Origin of the sequence: Paenibacillus kobensis NBRC 15729, from assembly GCF_004000825.1 — a bacterium.
Lineage (GTDB): Bacteria > Bacillota > Bacilli > Paenibacillales > Paenibacillaceae > Paenibacillus_T > Paenibacillus_T kobensis.
Map to the genome: position 1 here is coordinate 32,685 of NZ_BILZ01000030.1, position 15,670 is coordinate 48,354.

General features: G+C 54.5%; 14 protein-coding genes. 5 read left to right on the forward strand and 9 right to left on the reverse strand.

The genetic code is table 11. The features are described 5' to 3' along the window. Nucleotides 1-28 precede the first annotated feature (28 nt). Nucleotides 29-1,105 carry a cytochrome c oxidase subunit II gene (gene coxB / locus PKO01S_RS17295; RefSeq protein WP_127532686.1) on the reverse strand — a complete coding sequence of 359 codons (1,077 nt, stop codon included), beginning with the start codon at nt 1,103-1,105 and terminating at the stop codon, nt 29-31. 419 nt (nt 1,106-1,524) lie between these two features. Between coxB and PKO01S_RS17300 the strand changes: the two genes are divergently transcribed. After that, the gene (locus tag PKO01S_RS17300) at nt 1,525-2,331 is read left to right on the forward strand and encodes a hypothetical protein (RefSeq protein ID WP_127532687.1); all 807 of its coding nucleotides are present in this window, start codon (nt 1,525-1,527) and stop codon (nt 2,329-2,331) included. A 249-nt stretch (nt 2,332-2,580) separates the two neighbouring features. Beyond that, on the forward strand, nt 2,581-2,916 hold the full coding sequence (locus PKO01S_RS17305) for a winged helix-turn-helix transcriptional regulator (RefSeq protein WP_127532688.1): 336 nt from the start codon (nt 2,581-2,583) through the stop codon (nt 2,914-2,916). A 36-nt stretch (nt 2,917-2,952) separates the two neighbouring features. On the opposite strand, the gene PKO01S_RS17310 is transcribed toward PKO01S_RS17305, so the two are convergent. From PKO01S_RS17310 to PKO01S_RS17330, 5 genes are all read right to left on the reverse strand, one after another. Then, complete coding sequence (locus tag PKO01S_RS17310; protein ID WP_127532689.1) at nt 2,953-3,642, reverse strand: DUF421 domain-containing protein; 690 nt, start codon at nt 3,640-3,642, stop codon at nt 2,953-2,955. A 49-nt stretch (nt 3,643-3,691) separates the two neighbouring features. Continuing rightward, nucleotides 3,692-5,362: a glycoside hydrolase family 9 protein gene (locus PKO01S_RS17315; RefSeq protein ID WP_127532690.1), complete on the reverse strand. Its 1,671-nt coding sequence runs from the start codon at nt 5,360-5,362 to the stop codon at nt 3,692-3,694. Nucleotides 5,363-5,585: 223 nt separating this feature from the next. After that, a complete protein-coding gene (locus tag PKO01S_RS17320) occupies nt 5,586-6,254 on the reverse strand; it encodes a GNAT family N-acetyltransferase (protein ID WP_127532691.1) in 669 nt (222 codons plus the stop codon). A gap of 49 nt (nt 6,255-6,303) precedes the next feature. Continuing rightward, entirely contained in the window at nt 6,304-6,972 is a 669-nt protein-coding gene (locus PKO01S_RS17325) for a GNAT family N-acetyltransferase (protein WP_127532719.1), read from the reverse strand. 21 nt (nt 6,973-6,993) lie between these two features. Then, nucleotides 6,994-7,854 (reverse strand): carbon-nitrogen hydrolase family protein, encoded by an 861-nt coding sequence (locus tag PKO01S_RS17330; RefSeq protein ID WP_127532692.1) that lies wholly within the window; start codon nt 7,852-7,854, stop codon nt 6,994-6,996. Nucleotides 7,855-8,063: 209 nt separating this feature from the next. On the opposite strand from PKO01S_RS17330, the gene PKO01S_RS17335 reads away from it, so the two are divergent. Next, the gene (locus PKO01S_RS17335) at nt 8,064-8,576 is read left to right on the forward strand and encodes a hypothetical protein (protein WP_127532693.1); all 513 of its coding nucleotides are present in this window, start codon (nt 8,064-8,066) and stop codon (nt 8,574-8,576) included. 4 nt (nt 8,577-8,580) lie between these two features. Here the strand turns inward: PKO01S_RS17335 and PKO01S_RS17340 are convergent, their stop codons facing one another. Together PKO01S_RS17340 and PKO01S_RS17345 are read right to left on the reverse strand one after the other, a co-directional pair. Continuing rightward, nucleotides 8,581-10,068, reverse strand: coding sequence for a nicotinate phosphoribosyltransferase (locus PKO01S_RS17340; RefSeq protein ID WP_127532694.1), 1,488 nt, complete (start codon nt 10,066-10,068; stop codon nt 8,581-8,583). A gap of 295 nt (nt 10,069-10,363) precedes the next feature. Continuing rightward, nucleotides 10,364-12,535, reverse strand: coding sequence for a DNA topoisomerase III (locus tag PKO01S_RS17345; protein ID WP_127532695.1), 2,172 nt, complete (start codon nt 12,533-12,535; stop codon nt 10,364-10,366). A gap of 184 nt (nt 12,536-12,719) precedes the next feature. Between PKO01S_RS17345 and PKO01S_RS17350 the strand changes: the two genes are divergently transcribed. Both PKO01S_RS17350 and PKO01S_RS17355 read left to right on the forward strand, forming a co-directional pair. Continuing rightward, the gene (locus PKO01S_RS17350; RefSeq protein ID WP_127532696.1) at nt 12,720-13,580 is read left to right on the forward strand and encodes a M23 family metallopeptidase; all 861 of its coding nucleotides are present in this window, start codon (nt 12,720-12,722) and stop codon (nt 13,578-13,580) included. A gap of 137 nt (nt 13,581-13,717) precedes the next feature. Beyond that, entirely contained in the window at nt 13,718-15,175 is a 1,458-nt protein-coding gene (locus tag PKO01S_RS17355) for a SulP family inorganic anion transporter (protein ID WP_127532697.1), read from the forward strand. A 145-nt stretch (nt 15,176-15,320) separates the two neighbouring features. Here the strand turns inward: PKO01S_RS17355 and PKO01S_RS17360 are convergent, their stop codons facing one another. After that, complete coding sequence (locus PKO01S_RS17360) at nt 15,321-15,581, reverse strand: hypothetical protein (protein WP_127532698.1); 261 nt, start codon at nt 15,579-15,581, stop codon at nt 15,321-15,323. Between the last annotated feature and the right edge of the window lie 89 nt (nt 15,582-15,670).

The window sequence follows — 15,670 nt, forward strand, 5'->3', positions numbered from 1 at the left end:
TTAATGCCCCCCTTTAAGTCCCCGATGATTATTTCTCGTAGTCGATTTTGAGTCCAGCCAAGTACTTCGCGATACCGTCAATCTCTTGTTCGGACAATTCATCCTTGAATGCAGGCATCAATGCGCCAGGCTTAACCGCATTTGGATCTTCGATCCAACGTTTCAAGTTCTCTTCGGTTGTGCCTTCATTCTTATACTTCGCATCGTTTGTATTGACCAGGATGCCGCCAACCGTCGAACGGCTGCCGATGTCGGACAAGTTCGGGAATGACAGACCGCCTTGATCGCCAATCGCGTGGCAGGACAAGCAGTTCGATACGATCGCATCTTTAATGGCAGGATCGCTTGGCAGTGCGACAGGCGCTTTCTGCGCAGTTTTCCAGTTCTCGAAGGAAGCCTCGTCCACTGCTTTTACCTTAAAGTCCATAAGCGCGTGGGAAGGTCCGCACAGCTCGGCGCACTTACCGAGGTATACGCCAGCCTTCGGCGCTTCGAAGTACATTTTGTTCGTGTTCGCGGTACCGTTAGCATCCGCTGCACCCGGGTTCGTATCGATCTTGCCGGCAAGGGACGGAATCCAGAAGGCGTGCATGACGTCGCCGGACTTCGCCGAGATGGCAATTTTCTTACCCGTTGGAATTACGAGTTCCTGAGCCGTACGGATGTCGTACTCCGGATAGTAGAACTCCCACCAGAACTGGTGCGACGTTACTTCTACTTTAATAGCGTCTTTATCTTTGGAATAATCCTTAGCGAGTCCGAATACGGAATTGACCGTTGGCACTGCAAGGATAACAAGCAAGATCAACGGAATAACCGTCCAAATGATCTCCAGCTTGTGGTTGCCTTCAACCTGTACTGGAATTTTGTTGTCTCCCGGACGTCTGCGGAAACGAACAATTACATACAAGGAAATCGCGAATACTACGATCACCACGAAAATCATAATGCTGATCGCCAATTTCATCAGTCCGTATTGCTCTTCCGCTACTGGCCCTTGCGGGTTCAGTGTCGAAAGGTCTGCTCGCCCGCACGCCGACAGCAATAGCATAATTCCGGCAAAGAGCGGCAGAAGGCGCTTTCCTACGTTCCACCGATTCATCATTCATCAACCCCACTTTTTACGTTTTCGCAGTTGCTTCTGATGGCGAGGAAAGGCTGCAAACTGCGTGTTCTAGAGATGTTTTACAACTTCTGCATTAAATCACTTTATTAAATATAAAGTTGAAGGTTGTATTTGTCAATGATTCCGAAAGAGTTCACAAATTGTTCTCAAAACCGTCAAAAACGCGATTACAGCGGGCTTTTTAAGCGATTTTGCACATCGTGTTCAACCGATGGTTCAACGCCTCTTCCGACCGTATCCGACACCTCTCTCGACATCGATTTCCACTGCTTGCGAAAGCTGTTCTTATGTACATTGTGCACCTAATGAATGGTCAATTATGTATCGAACTTCAGACGTATATTTCCGACTGCTCGGCAGACGCTAAACGCAAGCTATTCTAAAGGAGGTACTTTTGGATGAGGACCAACTATTCAAGGCTGGCCCGCGGGCTTGTTCTGCTCCTAGGCATTTCGGTCGTATCCAGCGGTTGCAGCAGCTACAAATATGAGCCGCACGGCTACAAATCGAATACGTACAGTACGCGCAACGCTGGCCAGCCAAGAGAGCTGGACAAGCGCCAATTCGGCACCTTGTCCGTGGGACAGGGCAATCATGATAATCAATATTTCGAATACAGCTCTCAGATTTCCAAGGAAATAAGCAAGATCGACGGTATCTCGTATGCGAACGTCATGCTTACAGACCGGAATGCCTACGTGGGGCTCGTCTTCCATGGCACGGCTATAAGAACGAAATCCGGAGGACGCGATAAGCAGGAGCAAAACGTCGGCGGCGCTAATGAAGGCGTATATAACCATACGACTGGCAGTCCTTATTGGGATGGCCGCGAGCTGGCAACGCCATATGGCTCGGCCTTCACGGTGAACGATCATAATGAGATTCCCGACGGCTTGAAGCAAGCCGTTGCCCTTCGCGTCCGCAAGCTTGCACCTCGCGTGAAGGAAGTTCATATTTCGGCGAACCGGGAATTCGTGAACCGGCTTCTCGAATACGCGAAGAAATCGTGGATGAACGAGTCGCTGGAACCTTACCTCGAAGATTTTAATGCGCTCGTCGCCCATCAATTCGCCGGCAGCGATAAGCGTCCGGCAAGCATTCGGCACATCAACCCGAAGACGACCGGCATAGACCGCAACACAGGCGACAAGGACGGGCCTAACGGAGAGCCGAAAAGCGGCGCCGACAAAGGAGATACCCGTTAATCCCAATAATTTCTGAAAATTTTTTCTACTATTATATATGCATGTGAGAACAACCAATTAGAGGCGGAAGACGTTCTAGATTTTTGTCAGACAATTTAATGAAGCAAACCGGATAAGAAAGGGGCGCACCTATGCGCCTCTTTCTTATTGTTTGCTCTCATGAAGCAGCGCTTCATTTATAATTGAATCCAGACTATACTATAAGTATTGAAGCGTTATGAACTGATTACCCGAAAGCGAGGCACTTTTGTGACGACCAATAGCAATTACATTCCGAAGGAACCTGTATATATAGAATGCAATATTGAGAAAACGGTCGACGTTCTTGGCGGCAAATGGGCGTTTCTGGTGCTCCGCGAGCTGTTCAACGGCACGAAGCGGTTCGGCGAGCTGCAGCGCTGCATTCCGGCCGTCAGTCCGCGCGCGCTTACGAGTACGCTGCGCCATCTCGAAGAGAAGGGCGTACTGGAGAGACATGTGTATGCCACCGTTCCCGTTACGGTTGAATACACGCTTACCCCGAAAGGCGAGGATCTCCATAAAATTATTAAAGAAATGAAGCTTTGGGCTGCCAAATGGACTTAGGCCCGGCATTCGAATCAACACAGCAAGGGAGCGGCTCTACGGAATAGAGCGCTCCCCTGTTTGTATCGTCACATTGCCTGCATCGTCTACTTGCGCCAGAAACACTTCCTCCAGCTTAACACCTTTGACCGAGAGCTGCTGGTTCAGCCATGCCTGATTGTACCCCGATTTGCGAAGCGCTTCCTCAATCACGATCCCGTCCATGACGATACTTTCCGGCTGCCTCTCCGGCTTCATCGCCCAGCCAAGCGATTGTGCCGTTAACGGCTGCAAATCCTTCTTGAGCATAAACGTAATATCTCCGTTCGATTCCATGACTGCGAATTCGACATCGGCTACTTGGTAAATGCTCTTGCTCCGCATTTTTTCCATAAATTCATCGAGCGTAACCCGTTCTTTGAACAAGTTCTTCTCGATCAGCGTCCCTTTGTCGATGAGAACGCGCCCCTTGCCGTCGACAAAATTGCGGATCCTCCTGCTCTTCATCGTCGCAAATTCCATCCCAACGGAGACAAGCACCCAGACCGATAACGCCAACAATCCCAAATACCACTTGCTGTCAGTATCGAGCGATATATACGCAGCGATATTGCCAATGGAAAGCCCCGTAATATATTCGAATAACGACAGCTGAGATATTTGCCTTTTGCCTAACAATTTAGTCATAAGGAACAAAATCGAAACAGCCGATAGCGTGCGAAGCGCTACTTCTAACCATGTTGGCACAGCAGCCACCCCTTCCCTCTCGAGTTAGGATGCCGCTGCCTTACATGATTTATGCCTGGTGCTGGATGTCGAGCGCTGCCGCAACATAAACGGCTGGCGAGTTCCAATAAATCGTGTTCTCGTTCGTCGAATAACTATCCTCGTGATCAATATAACACGCGGCAGGCGGAAGCTCCTTCAGCATCGCTACTGCAACTGTATCCTGCCGCCCCGCGTTCGGACCGCCGGCAACGATGCCCGGCACCGGGTCCGGTACGCCGTCGGCAACGGACGGACGATGGTGCGGGTGCATAACGGAATACGAGCCAAAGCCCGTAACGTAGCAGATGCCGAGCACATTGTTTCCGAGCAAATAGTCCCATTGATACTGGGCCGCAGTGCAGTATGCTTCGCGCTTGCCGGCATCTTTCGTCAGATCAGCTGCAATGAGCAGATGCATGCCGTCATTCATGACCGTCATATTGCTTCCCCAAACATAACGGTTAGATGGCAGCGCGACGCCGAATCCGTCGGACAACGAAGATGCCAGCAGTTCATCGGCCCGAAGCAGCCAAGCTTCTTGCAGATCCGCCAGCAGTGCTGCATTCTCTCCGCGTTGTTGCAATGCCGCAAGCAACGCCACCGTTCCGTAGCCGCCGACATCGGCCCATCCGAGCGAACATAGCGGGAAGCTGCCGCTCTTCGCCAGTTGCTCCGCTCTTGTCAGATAGACCGCATCCCCTGTCAAACGATACAGCTCTGCCGCCGCCCAATAATGCTCGTCAACGACCGTGCGGTCACCATACTCGCCCGTCGTGACGTCCATCGGATTCTTAAAGCCCGCTAGCTCTTGCCCCTCCGCCCGCTCAAGCCACTGCCACGAACGCTCAGCTGTTTCTTGGCATATACGTGCGAACGATGCGTCGAATGGCGCATAGATACGGGATGCCATCGCCATCGAGGCCGCGAACGTGCCAGCTGCCGTGAACGAAACCGGCGAGTAGACGAGAGTTCCCAGATCATCCTCCGGCATGACATGCAAGCCGGGGAACCCGTAGGTTGTCAGCTTATGGTAGACGGCTCCGTCCTCGCGTTGATTCAGCAGCATCCAATCCAGTTCATAACGCGTCTCATTCAAAATATCTGGAATGCCGTTGCCGCTCTCTGGAATGATGGTCGGCTCCGCGAAAGCGGCCGGATACCGCTCGAAAGCGAGCATCAGATCGGCAACCGCCTTTGCTGCAGCGACCATATACTTGCCGTAATCGCCGGCATCGTGCCAGCCTCCTGCCGATGGCAGCTTCGTTGCCGTATCGCCATGCACTCCGCCGTGTGCCAGATGGCATGCGCCATGCTTCCAAGGACCTGCGAATTCCTCGGTTAACTCCATGCCGCAGCGCATATAATAGAAGTTTTTGAGCAGCGCCCGTTTAATTTCCTGATAAGGACGCTCCGAAACGGCGAACGTCTCCGATTCGATTCCGCCCTCCATCACGATCCGGTAACGTCCTGGTTGGTCTAATGCGTCCAAGCTTGCACGGCTGACCGCAATGCCGGCGGAAGCGTCATCTGTTAATGGACCTGTTTGTCCTTTATATACGGTTTCGTTCGTATCGACATTTACAACCTCGAATTCCCCTTTTACCAGTTGACTGGAAAACGTTTTCGATTGACCAACCGTAAAGCCAAGCTGGTTAACCCGGACAGCTGGCTCATTCCACGATTTCTTCTGCAGTGTCATCTTGTTTGCCCCCTAATGAAAAGATTAATCATGTTGATGGAACCGTAAGCCGAAAGAAGATACCACAAAATGAAAACGTTGTGATTATGTAAAAAATATCGAAATGGTTACCTTGTAAGGCTCCAGAACCTTTCGACACCATGATTATACAATAATAAAAAGAACGGGTAACCCCGTTCCTCTTGTGATTTCTTTATGCGTAATTGCTATGGCGGCCATCTTCCTACAAAGGAAGCAGCGCGACCTTGTCCTTTTGATCCAGAGAAGCGACCATTTCCTCCCAAGCACCAGGCTTATTGGGAAGCACCGCATAATAACGGCGCAGAAACTTCGCAACGAGCGCAGCATCTACCTCATCCCGCCCGTTATAAGGCAGGAACCCTAGATCCAGCTCTTCTACCGCTTCTCCGTCATTCTGCCAGGATGGATGGACGTACGCCATATCGATCCGCTTGTAGCCCATATGCGACAGCACTTCCCGGCGCACGTACGGATTCATCGTCATTAAGCCGCCGAAGTCGTGGTCGCCTGCCTTGTAAGGATCATAAATTTCGGCGAACATGCCGTCCAGCTTCTGGCCGAACGAATAGGCCAGCGCATCCAGATCGCGTTGGCGCTCGCGCCAGAGGAATGGCCCGATGCCAAGCCCTGGGCGGCCGACAATCGTGAAATCAGTCATCGCAACGTTAAAATCAGGATAATAGCGGTATTCCGTCGTCCCGACTACTTCACCTTCATGTACGGCGACGAACACACGTATGCCGGGATCCTCCAACGGTTCCTTCCATAAGTCGAAAGCGAGCACTTCCTCAGGAGGAAACACTTCGCCCATCAGTTTATGCATCGCCGCGAACAGCGGGTCAGCGATATTCGTAATCCGGATAAATTCCATCGTAACGGTCAGCTCCTTCGGATCCAATTGTTCAATGCAGTCAATCATGCTAAATAGGAATAAAAGGATTGCGCCACTCCATCAGCGCCGCGTTGTTGCCGGACTCTGCATCGTCCAAATAGTTGCGCGCCACACCGATCGGCGTACGGCCGACGCGCAGCATAAAGCTAATGACAGGATCGTTCAGCTCGCCGCGGATAACCGCTTCAAGATATTGCTCCGGTGTCAGCCGTTCCGCCACATGATGATAGCCCGACAGTCTGCCCCCGCCGAGCAGACGGGTCAGACGATGATGTACGACGACGTCGTACATGGAGAACATAAGCCACTGTCCAAGCCGAAGCTTGCGGAACTGCGGCCGAACGCACAGGTCAACGACATATAGCGTATCGCCGGACGGATTATGATTGCGGATGTAGCCGCTGTCGGTGATCTGTTCCCAGCTGTGATCGGGATGCGCGGGATCGAATTGGACGATCAGCCCCGTCATCGAGCCGGCCATTCTGCCGTCGACTTCAATGCACAGAGCACCGTCTTGGAACCGTTCAATATGGCTCGCCAACTGTTCACGGTTCCACCATAGCTCAGACGGATACGGCGGCGGAAAGCATTCGGTTTGAATCTGAATCAATTCATCGAAGTCAGCCTCTGTATAGCTGCGAACCGTCGCCGGCACCGGCTGGCCCTCATTCATGACATACAGCGATTTGCGGTACAGGTTAGGGTTAGGCACACCGCATCACTTCCAATCCGTATACAGATCGGTCCGGCGGTCCCGCCACGTCGTCACCGATCCCCGCTCCCTTACTTCATGCAGAAGCGATAGATCGAGATCGGCCGTCACGATCATGTCGCCGTTAATTTCCCCTTCCACCATAATACCGCGCGGAGGAAAAGGAATATCGTTAGGCGTTAATACAGCCGCCTGCCCATAATTCAGCCGCATGAAATCGACTGTCGGCAGCGAGCCGACCGTGCCCGTCGTGACGATATAGATTTGGTTCTCAATCGTACGTGCATGCGCGCAGTAACGAACGCGGTAGAAGCCTTGACGGTCATCGGTGCACGACGGGCAGAAAATAATGTCCGCGCCCTTCGCCCGCGCCATCCGCACGATCTCCGGAAACTCTATGTCGTAACAAGTCAGCATAGCGATTCGGCCTTTCGGCGTATCGAATACAGCCAGCCCGTCGCCGGCACCCATATTCCATTCCGTCACTTCCGTCGGCGTGATGTGCAGCTTCGGCTGAACGCCAACCGTACCGTCCGGCATGAACAAGTGCGCCGCGTTCAGCAGCTTCCCTTCATCGTTCCGGATAACATGCGTTCCTCCGATGATGATCATGTTATATCGGGCGGCCAGCCCTTGAAACAACTCAATGTAAGCGTCCGTGAAATCAGGCAGCGCTTCGATGCTGCGAGCCTTGCCGTTCTCATCCGGAATCGACATCAGCTGCGTCGTCATAAACTCGGGAAACAGGATGTACTCCGAACCGAATTCGTCGGCGGTCCTTATATAATGCTCGACTTGCGCAGCGAACGCCTCGAACGAATCAATCGTATGCAGGTGATACTGCACAGCAGAAACTCTCAGTCTCATCGGGTAAAGCACCTCCATTCTCCATCTTATCGCCTATTCTACCTCTTATTGTGACGCAAAACCGCCAGCGCAACAAGAGCGCGAACAGCAAGCTGCAGCAGATCTTCCAATTTTGTAAAATGATATAAAAGTTGCTATAATCACCAGTACGGGCTGGCGGCCCCAAGGAGGGTATTCATATCGTTAATATTATCGATTACCGTGCTGTAATGGACCACCATGCAGCGAATCAGCTGTCGGATGAAGCGCTGATCATGGAATGCTTCGCACCTGTCATTCACGCTTACAAAGACGTCACGTCACAAGACGGAGACGTACCCGCGCTCTACGCCTCATTCACGGACGGCCAGAAAGCGCTTATCGCTGTCCAGACCTTCATGATGCACGCGGTTAGAGGTACCGAGGAATTCCATTGGCAGTGCATGCTCTTCCGCACGTTTCCGCTCCGGCTCCAAGGCATCAAAAGCGGCATCCGGTTGTTCGGCGACACGGCTATGACCGAAATTCTCGATGACATTGCGGCATTAATCGAACCCTTGAACTTCGAAGAAGGCACGATGCTCACAGCGCCAGAAGCCCAGCAGCTTCTTAGGGGTAACCCCGACTATGCTTTCGCCGTTACGCAGCTGGAAGCGCGACTGCATTACGCACTTCCTTACACCTACAGCTTGATCGCTTCGTTTATCCGCAATCGGGCGGATGACTTTATTCAGAACAATTAATCGGTTAATCGTTCTTCGGGCTGTAATGCTCGATGAGCTTCATTTTCTGCTCCCACACTTCGACGCTAAGATCAACCGGGTACGTCTGCGGATTCACTTTGCGCAGCACTTCCGGAGAGAACAAAGCCAGCTGCCGGCGGTGATAGTCCCGAATAACGGACAACGTCGGCAGCTTCTCCACTAGCTTCCCTTCGACAATAACGGGCCTCAAAAGCGGGACCGCTTCGTAATCCGAGACGAACTTGTTCCGGTAAGGCTGCGTCGGATCGAACAGTCTCAGCCGCTGCCCTTCCCGTACATTCTTCTCCCACGGAAAAGCCAAATAGTCTGCTTCCGCCTTGCCGGTGCGCCGATTGACAATCCGGTACACATCCTTGCTTCCCGGTGTCGACACTTTCTCCGGATTCCCGGACAGCTTAATAACGGGCTGCAGCTCGCCTCCTTGAACCGTTTCCCGCGCGACCAGCTTATACACGCCGCCGAGCGCCGGCTGATCGGCTGCCGTAATCAGCTGCGTCCCGACGCCCCATGAATCGATCCTCGCTCCCTGCGCTTTCAGTTCTGCAATGATCGACTCGTCCAGATCGTTAGAAGCGACGATGGCTACGTCCGTGAAACCCGCTTCATCCAGTTGGCGCCGCGCTTCCTTGGATGTCAGCGCCAGATCGCCGCTGTCGATCCGTATCGCGCTCATTCGCTTCCCTCGTGCTGCTAGCATCCGGGCAGTATTTATGGCATGCGGAACGCCGCTGCCCAACGTATCGTATGTATCGACGAGCAGCGTCACACTGTCGGGCAGCGCCTCGGCATAACGGTCGAACGCCTCTTGCTCGCTGTCGTGCGCCTGCACCCACGCGTGCGCATGCGTTCCTTTGGCCGGGACGCCGAACAGCATCGCCGCCCTCATGTTCGACGTCGCGTCGAATCCGGCAATGTACGAAGCTCTCGCTCCCCATACCGCTGCCTCCGCCTCTTGCGCCCGCCGGGTGCCGAATTCCATCAGCACGTCCTTCTCCGCCGCCCGCCGTATGCGCGCCGCCTTCGTTGCGATAAGCGTCTGATAGTTCATAAAATTAAGCAGCGCCGTCTCAACTAGCTGCGCCTCGAATACACGCGCTTCTACGCGAACGAGCGGCTCGTTCGGGAAGACGAGCGTCCCTTCCGGCACCGCCATGATGTTCCCGGTGAACCGGAATTGGCGAAGCTCGGCCAGAAACGCCTCGTCGTACCGCTCTTCCTGTTCCTGCAGGAACGAAATCTCATGCTCGTGGAAGCGAAGCGACCGGATGTAGTCTACAATCCGCTCTAATCCGGCGAACACGGCGTAACCGTTCCCGAACGGAAGCTTGCGGAAGTAAGCCTCGAATACGGCTTTCCGATTGTGCGTGCCGTTCTTCCAGTGCGCATACATCATATTAATCTGATACTTGTCGGTATGAAGCGCCAAATGCCCGTATTCCCGGCCTTCCGTCCCGTCAAAATATGTCGTCATGCCCGTTCCCCCCAGCTTATGGATCGCCCGATTCGCGTTACATAAAAAGAAGCCGAACCACCCGGTCCGGCCCTTCGGTGCCAATACATCTAGCTTGCTCCAATATCCGCCGCCGAATGCTTAATCTCCGGCTTAAGTTACCCTTGCCTGCGCTGCGGGCGCTCCTAACGGACGGTACCGTACTCACTGACGGCTCTTGCATCACTTTCTGTGTCACAACAGCACAGTTACTCCGCTCATGGGCGCTGCTGCATCACTTTCTGTGTCACAACAGACCGGTTTCCTCGTCGCGAAGTTACTTCTTTCCGTCGCCTTGCCCTTCGAGCGCAGCCTTAAGCGCATCCGCCAAGCCGCCGGACAGCGACACCTTGTCGCTGAACTGCTCGACCAGCCGCTTCTGCTGGTGTTTGTTGGCGCGGCCGCCGGCTTTGTCTTCGAGCATCTCGATGACGTTGCATCGGCGGCACTGCGCATATTTGCCTGCCTTGCCCGTATGAATCTCCATCTTCTTGCGGCATTGCGGACAGCGCTTGTTCGACAGCGCCGGCTCTGCGGCGCGGCGGTAACCGCACTCGCGGTCCTGGCAGACGAGCGTCTTGCCGCGCTTGCCGTTAATCTCGACCATCGGCTTGCCGCAATCCGGACAGCGCGCATGCGATAAGTTGTGCGGCTTGTATTCCTTCGTCTCCTGCTTCACTTCCTGCACCCAAGCCGCAGCCTTGCTGCGAATACCTCCCATGAACCGCTTCGCGTCGCCTTGACCCTTAGCGATCCGCTCCAGTTCCCGCTCCCAGTCGGCGGTCAGCTCCGGACTGCGCAGCTCCGGCGTAGCCAGCTCGATAAGCTGCTTGCCTTTGCCTGTTGGCACCAGTCGGTTACCTTGTCGATCAATCGTCTGCGACGCGAGCAGCTTCTCGATGATGTCCGCACGCGTGGCAGGCGTGCCGAGGCCGTACTTCTCCATCTTACCCAGCAATCCCGCTTCCGTGTAACGGGCTGGCGGCTGCGTTTTCAGCTCACGAAGACGGGTCTGCTTCACGGAGAGCTTCTCGCCGGAGGAAAGCGGAGGCAGCAGCTGTCCGCCACCGCCGCTGCTGCGTTTCTCATCGGCAGCATCCTCCGAGCCGTCGTCTTCTCCCGCAAGATCGGCTGCTTGAACACCGCCGTAAGCTTCCTTCCAGCCCGCGTCCTTCAGCACGTTGCCGCGCGCATACAGCCGGTCGTCTCCGATCCGAATCACGACGCTTGTCTCGTCATAACGGCAAGGCGGGCTGAACAGCGCAAGGAACCGGCGGACGATCAGCTCATGCAGCTTGCGCTCTTCCGGGCTAAGCGCCGACAGATTGACGCACTGCTCCGTCGGAATGATCGCATGGTGATCGCTTACCTTGCTGTCGTCGACGATCCGCTTCGTCACGGGGAGCGCCGACTTCAGCAGCTTCCTCGCCAGCGCCGCATACGGGCCAACCGCCACGCTTTCGAGGCGTCCTTTCAGCGTGGGCACCATATCAGACGACAAGTAACGCGAATCCGTCCGCGGATACGTCACAAGCTTATGCTGTTCATACAACCGCTGCAGCACGTTCGACGTCTGCTTCGCCGAGAAGCCTAGACGCGTATTCGCATCCCGCTGCAATTCGGTCAAATCATAGGCAAGCGGGTGCAGCTCGCTCCGCTCCGTCGTGCGGAGCTTCTCTACGGATGCTTGCTTGCCGCCCAAACGGGCGACGACCGCTTCAGCCTCCGTGCGCTCCCATATACGGCCGTCATGATCCTCGGTGCCGCGCCAATTCGCTTGGAACCCGCCGAAGTCAACCCCCACCGTCCAATACGGCTTCGGCTGGAAGCCGTTGATCTCCCGCTCGCGGTCCATCAACATACCGAGCGTCGGCGTCTGCACACGGCCCGCCGACAGCTGCGCGTTGTATTTGCTCGTGAGCGCGCGCGTCACGTTCAGTCCGATCAGCCAGTCCGCCTCTGCGCGGCAGACGGCTGAAGCATACAGCCGGTCGTATTCGCGGCCCGGCTTCAGCGACGCGAAGCCGTCCTTGATCGCTTTGTCCGTCTGCGACGAAATCCACAGCCGTTTGAACGGCTTCTTCCAACGCGCCAGCTCCATAATCCAGCGCGCTACAAGCTCGCCCTCGCGTCCGGCGTCGGTCGCGATAATAAGCTCGCCGATGTCTGGGCGGCGGCACAGCGCAATAACTGCTTTGAACTGGCCCGACGTCTCCTTCAGCGGCTTCAGCGTCATCGTCTCCGGCATGATCGGCAGATCTTCCAGATTCCATGTTTTGTACTTCGGATCGTAATCCTCCGGCTCGGATAGCCCAACCAGATGGCCGAGCGCCCATGTGACCACGTATGCGGGTCCTTCAATATAGCTTTTGTTTTTATTCGTACAGCCTAGCACGCGTGCGATTTCCCGCGCTACGCTTGGCTTTTCTGCTAATACGAGCGATTTCATCCTGCAATAACAGCCTCCCCGTCGATCTTCCTGAATCCATTATCGGCCATATCGTGAAACGATGTCAAAAATACGAGCAGCGCAATTACCATCATTTACAGCTTCACATTACTCGCCAATCCCCTTTTAATTAAGTGTAAGGGCTTACAATACTCTATCTGATGCGAAACGAGGGGTTTCATCTATGTTCAGACTCATCCGCAAGCGGATAAGAAGAAAATTACGTACATACTTGTTCGGCGCAGCTGTGCTCGGTTTGTTGTCCGCACCTGCCGGGGCTTATGCAGCCTCCTATACTGTGAAACCGACGGATTCCCTCTGGTCCATCGCTGTCCAATACGGCACAACGGCCGATAAATTAAAGCAGTTGAACGGGTTGAAATCGGACATGCTGCTGGACGGGCAAACGCTTCAGGTGCCGACTCCGTCCTACTTTACTTCCTATAACGTGCAAGCAGGCGACACGATGTGGATTATTGCGAACCGTTACAGCATTCCACTGAACAAAATGATTGCCGCCAACAAACAACTCGCAAACCCGAATGTCGTCTGGCAAGGTCTTACGGTCAACATTCCGAAGCGTCCGGCCGGCTTTCGCGATGGCATTTTCCCTCTGAAAGCAGGAACCTACTCGCCTTACGGCAACACGTATGCGGATTCCCGCTCTTGGTCGCCGGACGGCGAGACCGTCCGGTCGCATGAAGGCGTCGACATCATGGCGGCCGAAGGCACGCCAATCTACAGCGCGCTCGGCGGAACGATTGTCCAATCCGGATGGAGCGAGCTCGGCGGCTGGCGCCTGACGATCAAAACCGATTCGACGACCGAGTTCTACTACGCCCATATGTCCCGCTACGCACCGAACATGAAGAAAGGGACCGTCGTCAGCAAGGGCCAGTTGATCGGCTACGTCGGCAGCACCGGCTACGGTCCGGAAGGGACGAAAGGCATGTTCGACCCGCATCTTCACTTCGGCATCTACAAAACAAGCCCGTACGCCTCGGTCGATCCGTTCTTGTTCCTCAAGTGGTGGGAGCTCGGCTGACTTCATTACTCAAGACTGCCAGATCGATGATCCGGCAGTCTTCTTATTTTTGTAAAGCGGTACCCGTCCATGCCCGGTATGGGGTATAATGTCCAACGGACTACATTACATTTATCGCCTAAAGGAGCTTTCACTTCATGCTAAATGCAATCAAATCCTCATGGCTCGGCAATACACGCGCAGATGTGCTGTCGGGCATGACGGTCGCGCTTGCCCTTATACCCGAAGCCATTGCTTTCTCGATCATCGCAGGCGTCAATCCGATGGTCGGGCTGTACGCATCGTTCACAATCGCTATCGTTATCGCATTCGCAGGCGGCCGTCCGGGCATGATATCCGCTGCGACCGGCGCCATGGCGCTGCTCATGGTGACGCTCGTGAAGGACTATGGCCTCGAATATTTGTTCGCGGCGACCATTCTGACCGGCATTCTGCAATTCATACTCGGACTGCTGAAGTTCGGACGGCTCGTCACCTTCATCCCGCAGTCTGTCATGACCGGATTCGTCAATGCGCTTGCCATTCTGATTTTCATGACGCAGCTCGTTCATTTCACGGATGCCGGTTGGATGATGTACGTGCTCGTCGGCGTTACGCTGGTCATCATCTACGGCTTGCCCCGGCTGACCAAAGCGATCCCTTCGGCGCTTGCCGCCATCGTCATCGTGTCGATCATCACTTTCGCTTTCGGCATCGACGTACGGACGGTAGGCGATATGGGACATATCGTCAGCACACTGCCTTCCTTCCACCTGCCGGATGTTCCAGTGTCGTGGGACATGCTCAAAACGATATTCCCTTACTCGCTGTCGCTTGCGATCGTCGGCATTACCGAATCGCTGCTGACCGCTTCGCTGCTCGATGAAATGACGGCGACGGGAAGCGATAAGAACCGCGAAATCCGCGGCCAAGGCATCGCCAACATCGTCACCGGCCTGTTCGGCGGCATGGCGGGCTGCGCCATGATTGGACAGTCGGTCATCAACACCAAATCGGGTGGACGTAAACGGCTGTCGACGCTCATCGCGGGCGTGTTTCTGATCATCCTAATCATGGCACTCAGCGGCGTTGTCGAACAGATTCCAATGGCCGCGCTCGTCGGAGTCATGTTCATGGTGTGCTTCGGCACGTTCGACTGGAAGGCACTCCGCAGCTTGCACCGGGTGCCGCGCTCGGATGCGCTCGTCATGCTTGTCACCGTCGCGATCGTCGTTGCGACGCATGATTTGTCCAAAGGTGTGCTTGCAGGCGTCATCATCAGCGCTGTCGTATTCGCATGGCGGGCAGCCCAAATTCGCGCGGAGCGTAAGATAAGCGCTGCTGGTGATTCTGTCATATACGTTATTCAAGGTCCGCTATTTTTCGCTACGACGACTCAGTTCAATAACTTGTTCAATTACGAACAAGATTCGGCGAATGTGCATATCGACTTCAGCCGGTCGCATGTATGGGATCAGTCGGCTGTTGCCGCAATTAGCAAAGTAACGGCCAAATACGCCGAACGCGGCGCGTCCGTCCGCTGCATCGGCCTCAACACCGAGAGCCAATCGCTGATCGACCGGATCGGTCTCGGCGCATCGGGCGGCGGGCATTAACGGCCGAGCCACAAACTGAACTAATCGATACACGGTTCTTAAAAAGACCGCCTCTCGTACGAACAGCACCTCCGACTGAAGCTATCTAATCAGTCGAGATGCCGTCCATCGTTGGGGCGGTCCTTTTTGCGCTGGAAGCATACCGTCACTTCGATGCCACTTTCAAGCTCAGCTTGTTCAGCAATCCGATAAACAAATCCTTCGTCTCCTCAGCTTTATCATTCCACGTGAGATTGAACATATAGATAACCTCTTCATTGACCGAGATGATGGCATAATAAACGTTATGCGTTCCCGTCAACCCTGAAGCGGCAGGTCCGTTATCGGCATCCAATGTGATCAACTGGCACTTGCCGATCGGGAGATCGATCGCCTCTTCTCGTTCAATGGAGCTATGATTCGGCATGTAAAACTTATAGGCGCTGATGGCACTACGCTGGCTGCTGTCTCACTTTCGGGAGCCATAGCAGGAGATTGCGATGCAGCCGGCAATTC

Bases quoted from the DNA above. Each gene is read 5' to 3' on its own strand.
- PKO01S_RS17335 (WP_127532693.1), top strand. From the start codon at position 8,064: ATGGACCACCATGCAGCGAATCAGCTGTCGGATGAAGCGCTGATCATG.
- PKO01S_RS17345 (WP_127532695.1), bottom strand. From the start codon at position 12,535: ATGAAATCGCTCGTATTAGCAGAAAAGCCAAGCGTAGCGCGGGAAATC.
- PKO01S_RS17340 (WP_127532694.1), bottom strand. From the start codon at position 10,068: ATGACGACATATTTTGACGGGACGGAAGGCCGGGAATACGGGCATTTG.
- PKO01S_RS17360 (WP_127532698.1), bottom strand. From the start codon at position 15,581: ATGCCGAATCATAGCTCCATTGAACGAGAAGAGGCGATCGATCTCCCG.
- PKO01S_RS17315 (WP_127532690.1), bottom strand. From the start codon at position 5,362: ATGACACTGCAGAAGAAATCGTGGAATGAGCCAGCTGTCCGGGTTAAC.
- PKO01S_RS17320 (WP_127532691.1), bottom strand. From the start codon at position 6,254: ATGGAATTTATCCGGATTACGAATATCGCTGACCCGCTGTTCGCGGCG.
- PKO01S_RS17300 (WP_127532687.1), top strand. From the start codon at position 1,525: ATGAGGACCAACTATTCAAGGCTGGCCCGCGGGCTTGTTCTGCTCCTA.
- coxB (WP_127532686.1), bottom strand. From the start codon at position 1,105: ATGATGAATCGGTGGAACGTAGGAAAGCGCCTTCTGCCGCTCTTTGCC.
- PKO01S_RS17330 (WP_127532692.1), bottom strand. From the start codon at position 7,854: ATGAGACTGAGAGTTTCTGCTGTGCAGTATCACCTGCATACGATTGAT.
- PKO01S_RS17350 (WP_127532696.1), top strand. From the start codon at position 12,720: ATGTTCAGACTCATCCGCAAGCGGATAAGAAGAAAATTACGTACATAC.
- PKO01S_RS17355 (WP_127532697.1), top strand. From the start codon at position 13,718: ATGCTAAATGCAATCAAATCCTCATGGCTCGGCAATACACGCGCAGAT.